Annotated in this window: 14 protein-coding genes and 1 pseudogene; 7 read left to right on the top strand and 8 right to left on the bottom strand. The window is 76.2% G+C overall.

The features are described 5' to 3' along the window. Window positions 1–116 precede the first annotated feature (116 nt). On the bottom strand, window positions 117–2,828 hold the full coding sequence (locus ACZ34W_RS23185; RefSeq protein ID WP_465606669.1) for a M4 family metallopeptidase: 2,712 nt from the start codon (window positions 2,826–2,828) through the stop codon (window positions 117–119). Window positions 2,829–3,085: 257 nt separating this feature from the next. On the opposite strand from ACZ34W_RS23185, the gene ACZ34W_RS23180 reads away from it, so the two are divergent. Continuing rightward, entirely contained in the window at window positions 3,086–5,560 is a 2,475-nt protein-coding gene (locus ACZ34W_RS23180) for an NACHT domain-containing protein (protein ID WP_465606667.1), read from the top strand. A 188-nt stretch (window positions 5,561–5,748) separates the two neighbouring features. Here the strand turns inward: ACZ34W_RS23180 and ACZ34W_RS23175 are convergent, their stop codons facing one another. Then, complete coding sequence (locus ACZ34W_RS23175) at window positions 5,749–6,258, bottom strand: mycothiol transferase (RefSeq protein ID WP_329485850.1); 510 nt, start codon at window positions 6,256–6,258, stop codon at window positions 5,749–5,751. 273 nt (window positions 6,259–6,531) lie between these two features. Between ACZ34W_RS23175 and ACZ34W_RS23170 the strand changes: the two genes are divergently transcribed. After that, window positions 6,532–7,587, top strand: a complete 1,056-nt coding sequence (locus ACZ34W_RS23170; RefSeq protein ID WP_465606664.1) for an NAD-dependent epimerase/dehydratase family protein — start codon at window positions 6,532–6,534, stop codon at window positions 7,585–7,587. A gap of 79 nt (window positions 7,588–7,666) precedes the next feature. Here ACZ34W_RS23170 and ACZ34W_RS23165 read toward each other — a convergent pair whose 3' ends face one another. Further along, window positions 7,667–8,812: a sensor histidine kinase gene (locus ACZ34W_RS23165; protein WP_465606662.1), complete on the bottom strand. Its 1,146-nt coding sequence runs from the start codon at window positions 8,810–8,812 to the stop codon at window positions 7,667–7,669. Then, window positions 8,809–9,600 (bottom strand): response regulator transcription factor, encoded by a 792-nt coding sequence (locus tag ACZ34W_RS23160; RefSeq protein ID WP_465606660.1) that lies wholly within the window; start codon window positions 9,598–9,600, stop codon window positions 8,809–8,811. The genes ACZ34W_RS23165 and ACZ34W_RS23160 overlap by 4 nt, the downstream gene beginning before the upstream one ends. Window positions 9,601–9,766: 166 nt before the next feature. Here ACZ34W_RS23160 and ACZ34W_RS23155 point away from each other — a divergent pair. The 3 genes and pseudogenes from ACZ34W_RS23155 to ACZ34W_RS23145 form a co-directional block, all read left to right on the top strand. Further along, window positions 9,767–10,495: pseudogene (locus ACZ34W_RS23155) on the top strand (glycosyltransferase family 2 protein); the annotation flags it as partial. Then, a complete protein-coding gene (locus ACZ34W_RS23150; RefSeq protein ID WP_465606701.1) occupies window positions 10,472–11,212 on the top strand; it encodes a TIGR04282 family arsenosugar biosynthesis glycosyltransferase in 741 nt (246 codons plus the stop codon). The pseudogene ACZ34W_RS23155 and the gene ACZ34W_RS23150, both read left to right, overlap by 24 nt. Continuing rightward, window positions 11,209–11,877, top strand: a complete 669-nt coding sequence (locus ACZ34W_RS23145) for a class I SAM-dependent methyltransferase (protein WP_465606658.1) — start codon at window positions 11,209–11,211, stop codon at window positions 11,875–11,877. Before ACZ34W_RS23150 ends, ACZ34W_RS23145 begins: the two co-directional genes overlap by 4 nt. On the opposite strand, the gene ACZ34W_RS23140 is transcribed toward ACZ34W_RS23145, so the two are convergent. From ACZ34W_RS23140 to ACZ34W_RS23130, 3 genes are read right to left on the bottom strand one after another with little or no spacing between them, the layout of a single operon-like run. Beyond that, the gene (locus ACZ34W_RS23140; RefSeq protein ID WP_465606656.1) at window positions 11,852–12,505 is read right to left on the bottom strand and encodes a cytochrome b/b6 domain-containing protein; all 654 of its coding nucleotides are present in this window, start codon (window positions 12,503–12,505) and stop codon (window positions 11,852–11,854) included. The two genes, ACZ34W_RS23145 and ACZ34W_RS23140, sit on opposite strands and share 26 nt — an antisense overlap. Next, a complete protein-coding gene (locus tag ACZ34W_RS23135) occupies window positions 12,489–13,202 on the bottom strand; it encodes a molybdopterin-dependent oxidoreductase (protein WP_329485856.1) in 714 nt (237 codons plus the stop codon). The genes ACZ34W_RS23140 and ACZ34W_RS23135 overlap by 17 nt, the downstream gene beginning before the upstream one ends. Window positions 13,203–13,255: 53 nt before the next feature. Then, complete coding sequence (locus tag ACZ34W_RS23130) at window positions 13,256–14,644, bottom strand: hypothetical protein (RefSeq protein ID WP_465606654.1); 1,389 nt, start codon at window positions 14,642–14,644, stop codon at window positions 13,256–13,258. A gap of 112 nt (window positions 14,645–14,756) precedes the next feature. On the opposite strand from ACZ34W_RS23130, the gene ACZ34W_RS23125 reads away from it, so the two are divergent. Beyond that, a complete protein-coding gene (locus tag ACZ34W_RS23125; RefSeq protein WP_465606652.1) occupies window positions 14,757–15,935 on the top strand; it encodes a molybdopterin-dependent oxidoreductase in 1,179 nt (392 codons plus the stop codon). Next, on the top strand, window positions 15,932–16,363 hold the full coding sequence (locus ACZ34W_RS23120; protein WP_465606650.1) for a hypothetical protein: 432 nt from the start codon (window positions 15,932–15,934) through the stop codon (window positions 16,361–16,363). The genes ACZ34W_RS23125 and ACZ34W_RS23120 overlap by 4 nt, the downstream gene beginning before the upstream one ends. On the opposite strand, the gene ACZ34W_RS23115 is transcribed toward ACZ34W_RS23120, so the two are convergent. Beyond that, window positions 16,329–17,186, bottom strand: a complete 858-nt coding sequence (locus tag ACZ34W_RS23115; protein ID WP_465606648.1) for an S-methyl-5'-thioadenosine phosphorylase — start codon at window positions 17,184–17,186, stop codon at window positions 16,329–16,331. The two genes, ACZ34W_RS23120 and ACZ34W_RS23115, sit on opposite strands and share 35 nt — an antisense overlap. Window positions 17,187–17,365: the final 179 nt, after the last annotated feature.

Below are 17,365 nucleotides of genomic sequence, written 5' to 3'. Positions count from 1 at the left end.
ACGCCCGGCCGACCGAGCACCCGGCCGAGCGGGGGCGGGCGGGCGGAACCACCCGACCCGGCGGCGGGCCCGCACGAAGGGTGCGGCCCGCCGCCGGGCACGGAGTGCGCGGAGGATCAGCAACCGCCGGCCGGCCGGTCGCGGACCACCAGGTCGCTGCGGCCGGCGGTGGCGTCCACCCAGACCACCCGGGTGCCCTGCTCGGCGGCGGGCCGGTACTGGCCGCCGCGGTTGCAGGAGACCCGCTCCGGCGTGCCGCCGGCGAGCGGCACCTGCCAGAGCTTGGGCAGCGCGGCGTTGCTCCACTCGCCCCGCTGCTCGTCCGTGCCCACCTGGTAGGTGACGGCCCGGTCGGAGGCGGTGAGGGTCCCGTTCGACGGGGCGTTCGGCCCGTCACCGGACACCACGTCGGTCACCCCGGAGCCGTCCACCGCGCCGGAGCGGATCGAGGTGCGCCTGCCGCCGTCGCCGGAGGTCTCCGTCCAGACCAGCCGCCCGCCCGTGAGCAGGGCCGGTCCGACCTTCGCCTTCGAGGCCGGCACCACGTACTGGGCGGTGACCTTGCCGAGCGCGATCGAGTAGACGGTCGGCGCGTAGACGTCGGCTCCCTGGTCGCCCACCCAACGCTCGGTCCAGCCGAGGACGCCGTCCTTGAGCGTCACGCTCAGCACGTCGTGGCCGACGGGCAGCGGCAGCGGCACCGCCGGTCCGCCGTCGTGGGAGAGGAACACCCGGTTCAGGTTGACGCTCGGGTCGCTCGCCCGGAACGCGATGTCGCCGCCGGACACCCGGACGTCGGCGGGGAGCCGCGACGGGGAGGAGTAGAGGGTACGGACCGGGCCGCCGGCCAGCGAGCGGGTCAGCACCTCCATCTTCCAGCTGTCCTGGCCCTGGCCGCCGAGCGAGATCCACGCGGCGGACGTGCCGTCGGTGGCGGGGTAGCCGTGCGCGCGCCCGTCCTCCGGGCTGAGCCGGGTCGGGCCGCCGCCTCCGGTGATCGGGCCCGTGTACAGCGCCTCGGTGGCACCGGGCCGCTCGGCGCTGGCCATCACCCAGCGGCCGGCCGCGACCGCCGGGGCGCCCGTCCCGGTGATGCCGCGCAGCAGCGTGCGGCTGTCCGCGCCGATCCGGCTCTGCCAGCCGGCCCGGATCCCGTGGGCGTCGAACGCCCCGGCCACCGTCCGCAGTTGGGCCCGGCTGAGCCCGAGGTCCTGGCCCGCGGCGAGGACGGCGTTGCGTCCCGCGACGAAGTCGTCCAGCGGGGTGAGGTAGGCGGCGAGCGCCCGGTAGACCACCCGGTCGGCGGTGAGCGGGTCCAGGGTGCGCCGGATGTCCCAGAGCGCGCCGCTGAAGATGGTGGAGTTGAGGTGCACCCCGCCGCTGTCGACGTCGGTCGGCACGCCGAGGTAGTCGTCGACGGTGGTCCGGTGGTTGTCCAGCCGCCGGCTCCCCGCGCAGGCCTCCGGGGTACCGGTCCGGCAGAGGTTCTCGCCGAGCAGGCCCGCCTTCGGGTCGGTCATCGGGATGCCCCGGGCGGTGACCTCGATGGCGTTGCCGAAGTAGTCCGCCAGCGCCTCGTCCATCGCGCCGGTCTGGCCGGCCATCAGCAGCCCGGCGGTGTTCTCGACGACACCGTGGGTCATCTCGTGGCCGACCACGTCGAGTGCGACGGAGAACGGGCGGAACTTGTCGTCGCCACCGCCGTAGACCATCTTGGTGCCGTCCCAGGACGCGTTGGCGAGCGGCTCGCCCCACGCGGTCGCGTTGACCACCGAGACGATCGGGCCGGCCTTGCCGTCCAGCCCGTCCCGGCCGAGCCGGTCGCGGTAGAAGTCGTAGACGATACCGGCGTTGACGTGCGCGTCGGTGGCGCCGACGGTGCCGGTGGCGGCCGGGAAGTCCGGACCGGGCGCGTGGACCACGGCGAGGTCGGTGGGCAGCCCCCGCCCGACCCCCTCGCCGGCCGCGTCGTAGGTGGTGACGGCGGCGGGCCGGGTGAGGTCGCTGAACTGGTAACTCCCGTCCGGGAGGCGGCCGATGTCCACCTTGACCGGGCGGCCGAAGAAGTCCGGCGCGGTGCCGGTGGCGGGCTCGACGCCGACCGCGGCGGCCTTGGCACCCGTGGTGGCCGCCGGGGCCGAGGAGCGGGAGTCGTGGACGAGGGCGACCACCCCGAGGTTCGCGTCCACGTAGACCTCGCGGGCCTGCCCGCCGCCCGCCGGGTCCGCGGCCCGCACGGTGAAGTGCCGGGCCAGCCGGCCGGTGCCACCGGGCACGACCACCGCGCCGTGGTCCTCCACGGTGGCCCCGGCCCGGGCGCCCGGGTCCTTGACCTCGCCGAGCGCCAGGTCGCGCAGCACGGCGGCGGGGACGGTGGCCGTCGTCGGCGCGGTGAGCCCGGTGAAGTACTTGCCGCCGACGGACTCGACCCGCTGACCGGCGCCGTCACCGGTCAGGTGGACCAGGTACTGCGCGCCCAGCACGGGCACACCGCCGTGGTACTGCTGGAACCTGACGGTGCTCCGGCCGTCGGCGCCGCGCTCGGCGGCGACCTCGGTGAGCTGCCCCGGGTCGATCCGGTAGCGCTCCGGGTGCGCCGCGAGGTGGGCCCGGGCGGCGTCGGCCGGGCTGCCCGGCGCCGACTCATGAAGACCGGTGACCAGTTGCGGGGTGGCGGTCTCCTGGCCGTCCACCAGCGTGGGGACGGGATCGGTGTCGGCGGCCGGCGCGGCCGGAACGGCCAGCGCGGCCGGTGCGGCGAGGCCGAGGCTCAGAACGGCGGCCAGGCCGGCGCCGAGCGCCTTGGGCGTGCGAGAGCGTTGGTGCACTGCGGTCCTCCCGTGAACAGCGGAACGGATGTCCGTGACACCTACGCGCGCCACGGCCGATGACGGCTCGTCAGTCACCCACGGACTCTTCGCCGTCGCGGAGTTGACGGCAGGCCGGAGGACGCGCGGGCCACGCGGGCCACGCGGCTGACGATCACCACGAGAACCATAAGTCGCCCGACGCGATATGTCGATAGACGGTATATGCAGTCCTTCGGAATCACCTGCGGCCGAGCGGGCCCTGACACCATGGAGGCATGACCGACTCGGTGCACAACCGCTACGAGGGCTCGGCGCAGCTCGTGGCGCAGGGGAAGAACATCGGGATCTCCGTGATCCACCCCCGCGACCCCGTGAGCGACGCGGCCGACCGGCTAGCCCTGCGGGTCGGCGCCCAGTGGCAGGACGAGGCCAACGTCCGCGGTCTGACAGGCCCCGGCCGCCTGGCGGTGCGGTGGGAGGCCCGGTGGGCGCCGACCGCCGACCACACCGAGGTCCGACCTGACCGCCTCGGCCTCGACGAGCTGATCGCCCGGCTGCCGGGGCCGGCCCGACTGGTCGTCACCGGACCGGGTGGAGCGGGGAAGTCCTCCTTGGCGGTTCTCCTGGTCCTGGGGATGCTGGAGCGGCGCGGGCCCGGGGACGCCGTTCCCGTCGTCCTCTCGCTGTCGGGCTGGGAGCCGGAGAAGCACAGCCTCGACGACTGGATCGTCCAGCGCGTCACAGAGGACTACGGCGACCTCGCCGCCGGCTCCGCCGCAGGCATCGTCGAGGCGCTGGTCCAGTCCCGGAAGATCGTTCCCCTGCTGGACGGCCTCGACGAACTCGTGCCGCCGGCCCGGGCCGACGTGGTGGTGACCGCGCTGAAGCGCTCCCGGGCGAGCACCGGATCGCCTCTGGTGCTGCTCTCCCGACCAGAGGCCTTCAAGGCGGCCGCGGCCGAGGAGTCATTCCTCCGGGCCATGCCCGTGCTCCGGGCCTGCCCGGTCACCCCGCAGGACGGACGGGACTACCTCGCCCGGGAATGCGATCCGGAACGGCTCGCACGGTGGCAGCCGGTCTTCGCGGAACTGCTCGGGAATCCCGGCGGCCCCCTCGCCCGGGCCCTCTCCTCCCCCCTCATGCTCTGGCTCGCTTCGACGGTCTACGCACGCGGTGCGGCCGGTCCGGAGGAGTTGCTCGACCCCGGACGCCTGCCGACCCGGGCACACATCGAGGACCACCTCCTCGAAGGACTCGTACCGGCCGTCTTCTCCCGAGGGCCGACGCCCCGTCACATCCCGGGCGGGGTGCGGCCCTGGGGGGAGAAGCGCGCCCTCGGCTACCTCCGCTTCCTTGCCGGCCTGCTGGACCGCGGACGGACGCAGGACATCGCCTGGTGGCAGATCCTGGCCGCACCGACCCGCCCCGTCGTCTGGGGCGCCGTCGTCCTGGTCGCGGTGGCGCTGGTCGGAACGGGCGCGGCCTACGCGGCCGCCGCCCTGCTCTCCCTCGGCGAGTCCTCGACCGGAGCGCCGTTCACGACCGCCGCCGAGGCGCTCGCCGCTTCGGCGGGACTGTCCACGGTGGCGACGGTCGTCGGAGCGGTCACCGCCAAGCACCTCTTCCCAGGCCAGGGCGAGCGCCCCCGCCGCCCGGTCCGAACCGGTAGCCGGTTCCTCCCGGCCCTTCCCGCCGTGACCGCGGTCCTGGCCGTCGCCGGGTCGGTCACCCCGTCCGGGGCACCGGCGATCCTGGCGGCCTTCTTCCTCCCCGTGCTCGCCGACGTGCTGCTCACCCGACCGGCCGACTCCGACACGGCCCTGCGGCCCCGGCTGCTGCTCGACGACGAACGGCGGATCGCCTCCGCCCGAGCGGTGGTCCTCGCCCCCGTCGTCGCGGGACTCTGCGTGGGGTTCTTCCGCTGGTTCGACGGACGTCCGCTGCCGGCCGTCGCGGCACTCGCCGTCGCCTGGTCCTGCTCCGCCCTGGCGCTGGCCGCCCTGAGCCGGTGGGGACGCTGGACGGCCACCCGGCTCGTCCTGGCGTGCCGACGGCGGCTGCCGACGGACACGATCGGGTTCCTGGAGGACGCGCACCGGCTGGGCGTGCTGCGACAGGTCGGCGGGGTCTACCAGTTCCGCCACGCCGGACTGCGGCGACGGCTCGCCGGAGCGAGTCCCGACCGGGCCGCCGGAACCGCCGCCCGGCCCGGTGCGGTACGCCTGCGGAGCAGCGCCACCAGCCTGCGCGCCCTGCGGCTGCTGGGCTTCGACCTGGTGATGCCGGTCGTCGCCTACCTCGTGGTCGTCGCACCGCTGTCCTCGGCCACCGGCTTCCGCAACGACTGGCACCAGACCTGGGACCTCCTGGTACGGGACCGGCTCGTGCTGGCGGTCCTGGTGGCACTGCTCCTGCTGGCCGCGCTGGGACTGCGCGCCGTGGGAACGGAACTGCGCGTCGACGCGGACGCGGTCGAGCTCAACCGGGGCCGCCGGCTGCGGTTGAGCTGGGAGGACGTGACCGGGGTCCAGGTCCGCAAGGCCCCGGCGCCCACGGGCATGGGAGCCCTCCTTCCGGCCCAGTACCACCTGGCGGTGCTGCCGAGGCCCGGCCTCGTCGGACCGAAGTACCGTACCGACCGGGATGGTTGGATTCGGGTCTGGGACCTGGGACCGACCGGGACGGTCCCGCTGGCGCTGGAGGTCGCCCTGTCGCACTTCGCCGGTGGACGCTGGGGATCCACCCCGTGAGCGCCCCGGCGAATGGGGTGCGCTCCGGCCGGAGCGCACCCACCGTGCGCCGCCGGGCTGACCCGTTCGGGCGACATCGGGGGCACCGGCGGATGGAACGGGGTGCGGTGGTAGTCCCGCTGCGCCGCCCGCCCTCACCGGCTGGGTCGGCGACCGCTTCGACGAGGCCTGGCGCCGGCCGCCCGGGGTCAGCCCCGCCGGAGCACGCCGCGGACGAAGGCCGCCTGGCCGATGTGCTGGAGGTCGTCGGAGATGACGCTGACCAGGCGCACGCCCAGGGTCACGGGCGGGCTCCAGGCCTCGTCCACGACCCGGTCCAGCGCGGGGCCGGTCAGACCGCGGACGAAGGACAGCGTCCGCTCGTGCACCGCGTCGTGGTAGCCGGTGAGCAGCTCCGGGGAGTCCACGCGGACGGCCGCGACATCGCGGGCGCGGTGACCGTAGCCGGTGGCGGCGGCGGGGAAGCCGAGGGCGAAGCGGTCGAACCAGCCGTCGGCGGTCCAGATCTGTTCGGTCCCGGCGGCATCGGCGATGTGGTCGTCCTGGATGCGGGTCAGGTGCCAGACCAGCCAGACGATCGAGTTGGCCTTCGGGTCGACGCGCTCGGCCAACTCCTCGGCGGTGAGGCCGTCCACCACGTCGTGGACGGCCTCGTGGATCCGGCCGAAGGCATCGGCGAGCAGATCGGCGCTCTTCATGGGGCTCCCCCGTCCGGGCGCACCGCCCGTCGGCATCGGTGACTGCCAGCATTGTGGACCAGCGGAGTCCGCCCGGCCCGGACCGACAGGCCCGGGGGCGGGCGCGCACGGCCCCGGACCCGGGGCGGCGCCGGCCCGCCGGCCGTCGCCCCGCGCGACGCACACGGCGGAGCACGGGTGGCGGGTGCACGGCCCGGGCCGGTGCTTACCGAAGCATGACGCGATGCCCTGCGTCGCTCCCCCGGCCGTCACCGGCCGGTAGCGTCGCCGGGCATGAGGATTCTGGTCACCGGCGGCGCCGGGTTCATCGGTTCGGCCGTCGCGCGAGCCCTGGTCACGGCGGGTCACGAGGTCCGCGTGCTGGACGCGTTGCTGCCCGCCGTCCATCCGTCGGGGGCCGCGCCCGAACTGCCGGCCGGCGTGGAGTTCCGCCACGGTGACGTCCGCGACGCGTCGACGGTGGAACGGGCGCTGGCCGGGGTGGACGCGGTCTGCCACCAGGCGGCGATGGTCGGTCTCGGCCTCGACCTCGACGACGCGCCCGAGTACGTCGGCTGCAACGACCTCGGCACTGCCGTCCTGCTCTCCGCGATGGCCCGGGCCGGCCTGCGGAGCCTGGTCCTGGCCGGGTCGATGGTGGTCTACGGCGAGGGCCGGTACACGTGTCCGGCGCACGGCGAGGTGGCACCCGGCCCGCGGCGGCCGGAGGATCTCGACGCCGGCCGGTTCGAACCGCCGTGCCCGGTGTGCGGCGCCGCGCTGCGGCCGGGCCTGGTCACCGAGGACGCGCCGGGCGACCCGCGCAACGTGTACGCCGTCACCAAGCTCGCCCAGGAGCAGCTGGCCGCCGCCTGGGCCCGCGCGAGCGGCGGGTCGGTGCTGGCGCTGCGCTACCACAACGTCTACGGCCCGGGCATGCCGCGGAACACCCCGTACGCCGGGGTGGCCTCGCTGTTCCGTTCCGCGCTCGCCCGGGGCGAGGCTCCCCGGGTCTTCGAGGACGGCGGTCAGCGCCGGGACTTCGTCCATGTCGACGATGTCGCGGCGGCCAATCTGGCGGCCCTGGGGTCCGTCGGCGGCCGCCCGCCGGGCAGTACCCGGGCGTACAACGTCGGCAGCGGCGAGGTGCGCACGGTCGGCGAGACGGCCCGGGCGCTGGCCGACGCCCACGGCGGCCCGGCGCCGGTGGTGACCGGCCAGTACCGGCTCGGGGACGTCCGGCACATCACCGCCGACTCCTCCCGGCTCCGGGCCGAGCTGGGCTGGCGGGCCCGGGTGCCGTTCCGGGCGGGCATGGCCGAGTTCGCGGCGGCGCCCCTGCGGGTCTGACCGGGTCTGACCCGGATCTGCCCCGGACCGGCCCGACCGGGCCGGTCCGGGGCCCCCGAGAACGGCCCGGCCCGGGCGGTCAGCCGCGCGCCGCCGGGAGCGCGATCTCGAAGCAGCAGCCCCCGGCGACGTTGTGCACCCGGGCCCGGCCGGCATGCGCCTCGACGATGCCGCGGACGATGGCCAGCCCCAGCCCGGCGCCGCTGTCCCCGCCCTCGCCGCCCTCACCGCGATCGCGCCGCGGCGTGCGGGCGGCGCTGCCGCGCCAGCCGGTCTCGAAGACCCGCGAGAGGTCCTGCTCCGGGATGCCGCCGCAGCCGTCGGTGACCGAGAGCACCACCTCGTCCACCTCGCGGCGGGCGGAGACGGCGACCACACCGTCCTCGGGCGTCGAGCGGATCGCGTTGACCAGCAGGTTGCCGAGCACCCGGGTGATCTCACCGCTGTCCACCTCGACCGGCTCGGCGGCGACCTGCCGGCCCTCCAGGCGGACACCGCGCTGCCGGGCCAGCGGGTGGGCGCCGGCCAGCGCGTCGTCGACCAGGTCGTAGACCGACACCCGGGCGAGCGACAGGGACAGCGCGCCGGCCTGGATCCGGGAGAGTTCGAAGAGGTCGTCGACCATCCCGGTGAGCCGCTCGACCTCGGAGCGGATCCGCTTGAGGTACTGCTCCGGCCTTTCGGCCACGCCGTCCTCCAGCGCCTCGGCCATGGCGCGCAGCCCGGCCAGCGGGGTGCGCAGGTCGTGGGAGATCCAGGCGATCAGCTCGCGCCGCGAGGCGTCCAGCGCCTGCGCCCGGGCGCGCGACTCGGCGAGCCGGGCGCTGGTGGCGGCGAGTTCCTCGCTGAGCTGGGCCAGTTCGAGCCCGAGCGGGTGCGCCGGCGCGGTGAAGCCGGCGTCGCTCCCGACGGTGCGGGCGGCTTCGGTGAGCGCCCGGCTGCCGGCCACCACCTGGCGGCCGAGCAGCGCGGCCGTGAGCAGTGAGACCACGGAGGCCATCCCGAGGACGGTGATCACCACCCCGAGGTCGTGTCCGGAGAGGAACATCGCCTGGGCGACGGCGAACGTCCCGGAGGTGACCGCGAGGACGGTGACGACGGCGACGCAGAAGAGCGAGAGCGCCATCGAGCGGCGGCGAAGCAGTCGCACCGCCACCCAGCCGAGCAGACCGGCACCGGTGGCGCCGAGCCCCGCGAACAGGGCGATCAGCAGCAGGTCCTTCACTCCGAGCCGTCCTTGCGGTCCGTGCGGTGTTCCGTCGTCGCCCCTGGCGCGTCCGCCGTCACCGGGTCGTAGCGGTAGCCGACGCCCCAGACGGTGGTGATCAGGGTCGGTGCGGCGGGGTCGTCCTCGATCTTCTCGCGCAGCCGGCGGACGTGGACGGTGACGGTGGACAGGTCGCCGAAGTCCCAGCCCCAGACCCGCTGCATCAGCTCCTGCCGGGCGAAAACCGTCCGGGGGTGCCGGAGGAGGAACGCGAGCAGGTCGAACTCCCGGAGTGTGAGGAGGAGTTCACACCCCCTGCGGTGCGCGCGGCGGGCCTGCGGGTCGAGCGTGATGTCCCCGGACACCAGCGGTCCGGGGACCGTGAGGGCGGGCGCGGCGGCCCGGGAGCGGCGCAGCACGGACTGGACCCGCAGCACGAGTTCACGCGGGCTGAACGGCTTGGTGACGTAGTCGTCCGCGCCCAGTTCCAGGCCGAGGATGCGGTCCGCCTCGTCGCCCTTGGCGGTGAGCATGACCACCGGCAGGTCGGCACCGGCCTCGGTGGCGCGCAGCCTGCGCAGCAGTTCGAGGCCGTCGATCCCGGGCAGCATGAGGTCCAGGACCAGCAGGTCGGGGCGGTGCCGGCGCGCCAGGTCGAGGCCCTGGTTCCCGTCGCTCGCCCGGTCGACCCGGTGGCCGGCCCGGGTGAGGTAGCCGGCGACGACCTCGGCCACGGTGAGGTCGTCGTCGATCACCAGGATGCGGGCGGGGTCGGGTGGTCCGCCGAAGGCGGGGCTCTCGTTCACCTCGCCGAGGATACGAGCTGCGGGCGGGGCCGGACGGGTCGCGCCGGCGCACGTTCGGGTTCCGTAAGATCGCTGGCGCGGCCGGGCCGGGGCGGTGCCCGCCGTTGGACTTTCGTAAGGGCGCGGTTCGGCCGCCGCCGGGCCGGCCGCCCTTAGCGTGGCCGACGTGATCTCTCCGACTCCCCCCGTACCGTCCGCCGGACCGCCGTCCGCCGATGTGATCCTGCCCTGTCTCGACGAGGCCGCGGCGCTGCCCTGGGTGCTGGGGCGGATCCCCGCGGGCTGGCGGGCGATCGTCGTCGACAACGGCTCCCGCGACGGCTCCGCCGACCTGGCGCGCTCGCTGGGCGCGACCGTCGTCGAGGAGCCGCGGCGCGGCTTCGGCGCCGCCTGCCACGCCGGACTGCTCGCCGCCACCGCCGAGCTGGTCTGCTTCCTGGACTGTGACGGTTCGCTGGACCCCGCCCAGCTGCCGCGGGTGGCCGCGCCGGTCCTGGCCGGTTCGGCGGACCTCGTCCTGGGCCGGCGCATGCCGGCGGCCGCCGGGGCCTGGCCGCCGCACGCCCGGCTGGCCAACGCCGTGCTGGCCCGCCGGCTGCGGGCGCGGACGGGGGCGCCGCTGCACGACCTCGGGCCGATGCGGGCCGCCCGCCGTGAGCGGCTGCTGGCCCTGGGCCTGGGCGACCGCCGCTCCGGCTACCCGCTGGAGATGGTGCTCGCCGCCTCGGCGGCGGGGATGCGGATCGCCGAGACGCCCGTCGACTACCTGCCGCGCACCGGTCGCTCCAAGGTCACCGGTACCGTGCGCGGCACCCGGCAGGCCGTCCGCGACATGCGGGCCGTGCTGGCCGCGCCGCCGGCCACCCTGCTGGTGATCGCCAAGTCGCCCGCCCCGGGGCGGGTGAAGACCCGGCTCACCCCGCCCTGCACACCCGAGCAGGCCGCGGCGCTGGCCGAGGCCGCGCTCGCCGACACGCTGGCCACCCTCGGCCGGGTACCGGCCGGGCGGCGGCTGCTCGTGCTGGACGGCGAGGCCGGGCGCTGGCTCCCGCCCGGCTGGCAGGTCGTGCCGCAGCGGGGCGGCGGGCTGGACGAACGGCTGGCGGCCGCCTTCACGCACGCCGCCGAGGCCGCCCCGGAGGCGCCGGCGCTGCTGGTCGGCATGGACACCCCGCAGGTGGACGCGGCGCTGCTCGCCGAGCCGCTGTCGCCGGCCCGGCGCGGGGGCGCCGACGCCTGGTACGGGCCGGCCGCCGACGGCGGGTTCTGGGCGCTCGGGCTGGCCCGGCCGACCGGGGAGCTGGCCCGGCGGCTGCTGCTGGGGCTGCCGATGTCCACGCCGGAGACCGGGCGCGCCCTGCTCGACCGTCTGACCGCCGAGCGGCTCGCCGTCCACCACCTCCCGGTGCTCACCGACGTGGACACCGTCGCCGACGCGCGGCTGGTCGCCGCCGAGGCTCCGCACAGCGGCTTCGCGGCCCGCCTGCGCGCGATGAGGCTCGCCGACGCGGTCGAGGCCCACGACGCGACCGAGGCGGCCGACGCGCTCGGGACCGGTGGCCCGGAGCAGGCCGACGACGCGCACGGGACCACCTCGGAGGTGACGCGATGACCGTCGCCGCCGGAGCGTGGGTGGACGACCCGTTCGCCGAGGCCGTCCGCGCCGGGCGGGGCCCGCTCTGGCTGCGCGGCGAGGACGGCCACCGGATCCCGCTCGACGTCGAGCGCTGGTGCGCACCCGCCGCCGGGGCGGACCACGGGCTGCTGGAGCGCTGCCGCCGGTTGGCCGCGCCGGTGGTGGACCTCGGCTGCGGACCCGGCCGGCTGGTCGCGGCCCTGCTGGAGCTGGGCGTGCCGGCGCTCGGCGTCGACATCACCGGAGCGGCGGTGGACCGCACCCGGCGCCTCGGCGGCCCGGCCCTGTGCCGCTCGGTGTTCGACCGGCTGCCCGCCGAGGGCCGCTGGGGCGGGGCGCTCCTCGCCGACGGCAACCTCGGCATCGGCGGCGACCCGGGGCTGCTGCTGCGCCGCGGCGCCGAACTCCTCGCGCCGGGGGGCGTGCTGCTGGTCGAGGTGGATCCGCGGGAGATCGACGAACGGATCACCGTCCGGGTGGAGGGCTACGACGGGCGGCTCGGACCGCCGTTCGCCTGGGCCCGCTGCGGCGCGGCGGCCACCGCCCGCCGGGCCGAGCGGGCCGGGCTGGTCGAGACCGAGCGCTGGTCCGCCCTCGGCCGCCGGTTCCTCGCCTTCAGGAGGGCGGACCGTCCCCGCTGACGGGCACCGCTTCGGCGTCCGCCGCCGGGCGCTCCTGCGTCCACAGCGGGTGCTCGCGCCCGGCCCAGCGCCGGTCGACCAGCCCGGTCCGCATGCCGCGCCGGGCCTCGGGGTCCCGGACGGCCATCCAGACGTGCCCGGCGGTCACCACGGCGATGGCCGCCGCGAGCCAGTCGTGGACGAAGGTCGCGCCGGTCCGCCAGGCCGTCGGCGCCAGGTGGGTGAGCCACATCAGCAGGCCCGTCCCGAGGATCACCAGCATCGCGCCCAGCGTCCACTGGGCGTAGAGCTTCTGCCCGGCGTTGAACTTCCCCGCCGGGCGGTACGAGGCGCGGGCCCAGGTCGCCCGGAGCCAGACCCAGTCCGCCGGGTGGAAGCGGCTCAGCCTCGACACGTCCGCCCGCACCGTCCGGAAGGCGAGCCCGAGCAGCAGCGGTACCGGCAGGGCCAGTCCGCACCAGACGTGGACGGTGACCACCAGGCGTCGGCGGCCGACCAGTTCAGCCAGCGGCGCCAGGTAGAGGCAGGCGGCGGTGGCCAGGCAGACCAGCATCAGGGCCGCGGTGGTGCGGTGCACCCAGCGCTCGGCGCGGGCGAAGCGGAGCAGGAGGTCAGGCGGTCGGGGCATCGTCACGTCCGTTCGAGCGGCCGACCCAGGCGTCGACGTCGTAACCGTTGCGCTCCCAGTACCCGGGCTCCACGGTGTCGGTCACGGTGATGCCCGACAGCCACTTCGCCGACTTGTAGAAGTACATCGGCGCCACGTACAGGCGCACCGGTCCGCCGTGGGAGTGGGAGATCGGGGCGTCCTGGAGCTTGAGCGCGACCACCACGTCGTCCCGCCGGGCCTGCTCCAGGGTGAGGCTCTCGGTGTACTCGCCGTCGAAGCAGCTGAACCGGACCGCCCGGGCGCCCGCCGAGACGCCGGCGGCGTCCAGCAGGTGTGCCAGCGGCACGCCCTCGAACGGGGTGTTCGGCACCCGCCAGCCGGTCACGCACTGCACGTCGCGCACGATCCGGCGCTGCGGCATCGCCTGGAGGTCGGCCAGCCGGTAGCTGCCGGGGCGCTCCACCAGGCCGTCCACCGTGAGGCTGTAGGTGTCGGGGCCCCGGGAGGGCACCGAGGCCACCACGGAGTAGTACCGGAAGCCGCCGCCGCCCGGCAGCAGGCCGGTGAGCCCGGTCGGGTCCTGGCCGGCCAGGGCGTCCTGGGCGCGTTGGAGAAAGGGTCCGGCCGCCACGCCGGCGGCGCCGAGGCCGACCAGGCCGAGCACCACCCGCCGGCCCACCGGGGTGCCCCGGGATCGCTTCGCTCTACTGTCCACGGCTCGATTGGAACAGCCGGCCCGTACCCGCGACCAGCCCCGACGCCGAGCCGTCAGGCTTTCGTCATCTCCGGCGCGCCCGCCGAGGCCCGTTCCCCGGCCGCGCACCGCCGGGCGCGCAGGAGCCCGCGCACCGCCGGCACCCCGAGCACGCAGGCCAGCGCGGCCCCGTACGCGGCCTGCTGCGCCGGCCCGCCGCCGACCAGGTAAAGCACCTGCCCGGCGGCCGGGACGGCCAGCCACTCCCAACCGCCGTCGAGCGCGACCAGGGCCACCACCAGCAGGCCGTACCAGGGGTAGGCCGGCGCGACGAGCAGCAGGGCCGTCCCGGTCACCAGCAGCGCGCCCCGCCACGGGCGGCGGGGGTCGCCGTGCCGCAGCACCCGCCACACCACCGCCGCCAGCACCAGGGCCGCCGCCCACGGCGCCCAGCGGTCGGGCAGCGCCAGCCGCAGCAGCCCGAACCGGTCCAGGTGCCCCTGCTCGTAGCCCTCCTCCCGCAGGTAGCCCGGCAGGTACCCGAGCACCGCCGGGCCCGAGACGGCGACATGGGGCAGGTACGCCAGCCCGAACGCCCCGAGCGCCGCGCCGAGGACGGCGACGTCCCGGCGGGTCGGACGGCGGGCGAGCGCCCCCGACAGTGCACCCGACAGCGCCCCGGGCAGGGCGAGGGCCGGCAGCAGCTTGGTGGCGACCGAGGCGCCGAGCAGCACGCCCCCGGTGCCGGGCCGGCGGCCGGCCACGCAGCCCAGCCCGACGGTCATCAGCAGCGCGCCGAGGGTGTCGACGTGCGCGTCGTTGACCGCCCACACGGTGATGCCGGGGCACCACCCCCAGAGCGCCGCCCGCCGGCCGCCCCGCCCGACCACCAGCAGCGCGCCCGTGGTCGCGACCGCCAGCAGCGCGCCGCCCACCTGCACCCCGCGCACCCCGCCCCCGAAGGGGTGCACGGCGAGGAACCAGGCCTGCGCGACCGGCGGGTAGATGGTGCGCACGGCGGGCCGGTTGATCCGGGTGCAGTCGCCCGCCGCCGTCCGCCGCTCGTCCCACCCCCTGCAGCCGTCCGTCACCGGGAACAGACCCGGGTCGCGCAGCCGGGCCAGCGCCGGGTCGTCCGGGGCGTGCGCGTAGGGGGAGATGCCGGCCGCCTGCACCCGGCCGTCCCAGACGTACCGGTAGGCGTCGTCGCTGGTCCGCGGCGGTGCGAGCAGTCCGACGGCGGCGACCGCCACGCTCCCGGCCAGCACCAGCGGCGCCACCCGGCGGGCCGGCACCCGCCGCAGGAGCAGCAGCGCCAGCACGAACAGGCCCGCGTCGAGGGCGTACCAGCCGTGGAGCGGGCCGCGGTCGGCGAGCGTGCCGCCGCCGGTCACGGTCGTCGCCAGGGCCGCCACCAGGGCGGCGAGGGCGAGCGTGCAGGGCAGAAGGGTCCGAGTGGCCACCCGCTCACCCTGCCACCGCGGCGGCGGCGCGAACGGCCGCGGCGGCCCCCGTTCGACTTCCGTAAGCACGTCGTACCCGCCGCGCGGGGCCGGGTGGCGCTTCGATGGGGGCGTGGATTCCAAGTACCCCGGCGCCCGGCGCCGCCCCCGCCTCGCCCTCCCGCCGCCGCCCGCGTCCCTGCGCCGCGGCCCGTTCCGGGACGGCGTCTTCCGCTCGGCCCTGCACGAGCCGCGCACCGCCGTCGTCCTCGGCCGGTGGCTGGGCGCCGCGCTGGTGGTCTGCTTCCTGACGGGTCTCCTCAGCCACCTGCTCCAGGACCCGACGGGTCGGCTCGCCGGCCTGCTGCCCGCGCGCCCGGTGAACGGCTACCGCGTCACCCAGGGACTGCACGTCATCAGCGGGATCGCCGCCGTGCCGCTGCTCGGTGCCAAGCTCTGGACGGTCTACCCGCGGTTGTTCGAGTGGCCGCCGGCCCGGAGCGTGGCGCACGCGCTGGAGCGGCTGGGCATCGCCGTCCTGGTGGCCGCCCTGCTGCTGGAACTGTTCACCGGCCTGCTGAACACCCTCCAGTGGTACCCGTGGCCGTTCCCGTTCCGGCAGACCCACTTCTGGGTCGGCTGGCTGGCCACCGGCGGCCTGCTGGTCCACCTCGCGGCCAAGGCGCCGCTGATCGCCCGGAACTGGCGCCGGCCCCGGCTCACCGTCCCCGGGCGGCGCGCCTTCCTGACCTCGGTCGCCGCGGCGGTCGGCGCGGTGACGCTCACCACGGCCGGGCAGAGCGTGCCCTGGCTGCGCCCGCTGAACCTGCTGGCCCCGCGCCGGCCCGACCTGGGCCCGCAGGGGCTCCCGGTGAACCGCACCGCCGCGCAGGCCGGGACGGTGGAGGTGCCCGCCGGCTGGCGGCTGCGGGTGGACGGCCCCCGGCCGTACGAGATCGGTCTCGACGAACTGGCCCGGCTCCCCCAGCACGAGGCGGTCCTGCCGATCGCCTGTGTGGAGGGCTGGAGCGCGAGCGCCCGCTGGGGCGGCGTCCGGGTGGCCGAGCTGATGGCCCGGGCCGGTGCGCCGGCCGGCTCCGCCGTGCGGGTCACCTCGCTGGAGGAGGAGGGCCCCTACCGGGTGATGGAGATGCCCGCGCAGTACGTCGACGACCCGCTCACCCTGCTCGCCCTCCGGGTCGACGGCGAGACGCTGGACGCCGACCACGGCTTCCCCGCGCGCGTCATCGCGCCGAACCGCCCCGGCGTGCTGCAGACCAAGTGGGTCGCCCGGCTGGAGGTGTCCCGATGACCGGCTGGCTCCGCGGCACCGCCCTCGCCGCCGGTCTCGCCCTGATCGGCTACGGCCTCTACGGCCTGCTGACCGACGTCTACCTCACCGACCCGGCGCAGGTCCTGGTCTGGGGGATCGGGGCGCTGGTCCTGCACGACGGGGTCTGGCTCCCGCTGCTCTGCCTGGTCGGCGCCCACCTGGCCCGCGGACCGGTGCTGCGCGGCTGGCTGGTCGTGGCCGCCGCCGTGACCGCCGTCGGACTCCCGGCCGTGCTGCGCGCCCACGACGACCACGGCAACTCCTCGCTGCTGCCGCTGCCCTACCTGCGCAACTGGCTCGCCGTCCTGGCCGCCACCGCCGTACTCGCCCTGCTGATCGGGCTCGTCCGGCGGTGGCGCCGGCCCCGGCCGGTCAGTCGCCCGGTACGCCGGGAAGACCGGTCGTGAGGCCGTCCAGTGCGTGACCGCACGGGCAGGCGCGCTCGGTGGGCAGCAGGCCGATCGTCTTGAACAGCACCGTGCGCAGCCGCTCGACGTTGCGCGCGAAGACGGCGAGCACCTCCGCGTGGGTGACCCCCTCGCCGCTCTCCACCCCCGCGTCGAGGTCGGTGACCAGGGCCACCGAGGTGTAGCAGAGGCCGAGTTCGCGCGCCAGGACGGCCTCCGGGTGGCCGGTCATCCCGACCACCGACCAGCCGTTGGCGGTGAACCACCGGGACTCGGCGCGGGTCGAGAAGCGGGGGCCCTCGATCACCACCAGGGTGCCGCCGTCCACGGGCTCCCAGGCGGCGCCGGCCGCCGCCGAGAGCGTGGCCCGGCGCCCCTGCGGGCAGTACGGGTCCGCCGTCGACACGTGCACCACCTCGGGCACCGAACCGTCCGGCAGCGGCAGTCCGTCGTAGTAGGTCTGCGCCCGGCCACTGGTCCGGTCCACGAACTGGTCCGGCACCAGCAGCGTCCCCGGTCCGTACTCGGGCCGCAGCCCGCCCACCGCGCAGGGCCCGAGCACCTGGCGGACGCCGAGCGAGCGCAGCGCCCAGAGGTTGGCCCGGTAGTTGATCCGGTGCGGCGGGAGGCGGTGGCCGCGGCCGTGCCGGGGCAGGAAGGCGACCCGGCGGCCGGCCACCTCGCCGACGAACAGCGCGTCGCTCGGCTCGCCGTACGGGGTACGGGTCCGCACCTCGACCATGTCGTCCAGCAGCTCGTAGAGCCCGGAGCCGCCGATCACCCCCACATCCGCGCGGGGCAGGATGATCTGATCGTCCGTCACTGAATCCACCTCTCTCGCCTGACTGTGCCGCCACTGTAGGAGCCGACGCCGGGAGATCCCGCGCGTACGGCCTTACGATCCGCGAACGGCTGCCGGGCGGACCGCGTGAGTGGCGTCGCCGCCCGGTAAGGACGCGCCTCCTCGGGCCCGCGACGGGCGGCTGCTCCTGCGCCCTCCTG

The sequence above is a fragment of the Kitasatospora sp. NPDC022856 genome, assembly GCF_055561235.1.
The sequence above is the reverse complement of the archived record's forward strand: the minus strand, read 5'-3'. Positions and strand labels throughout refer to the sequence as shown.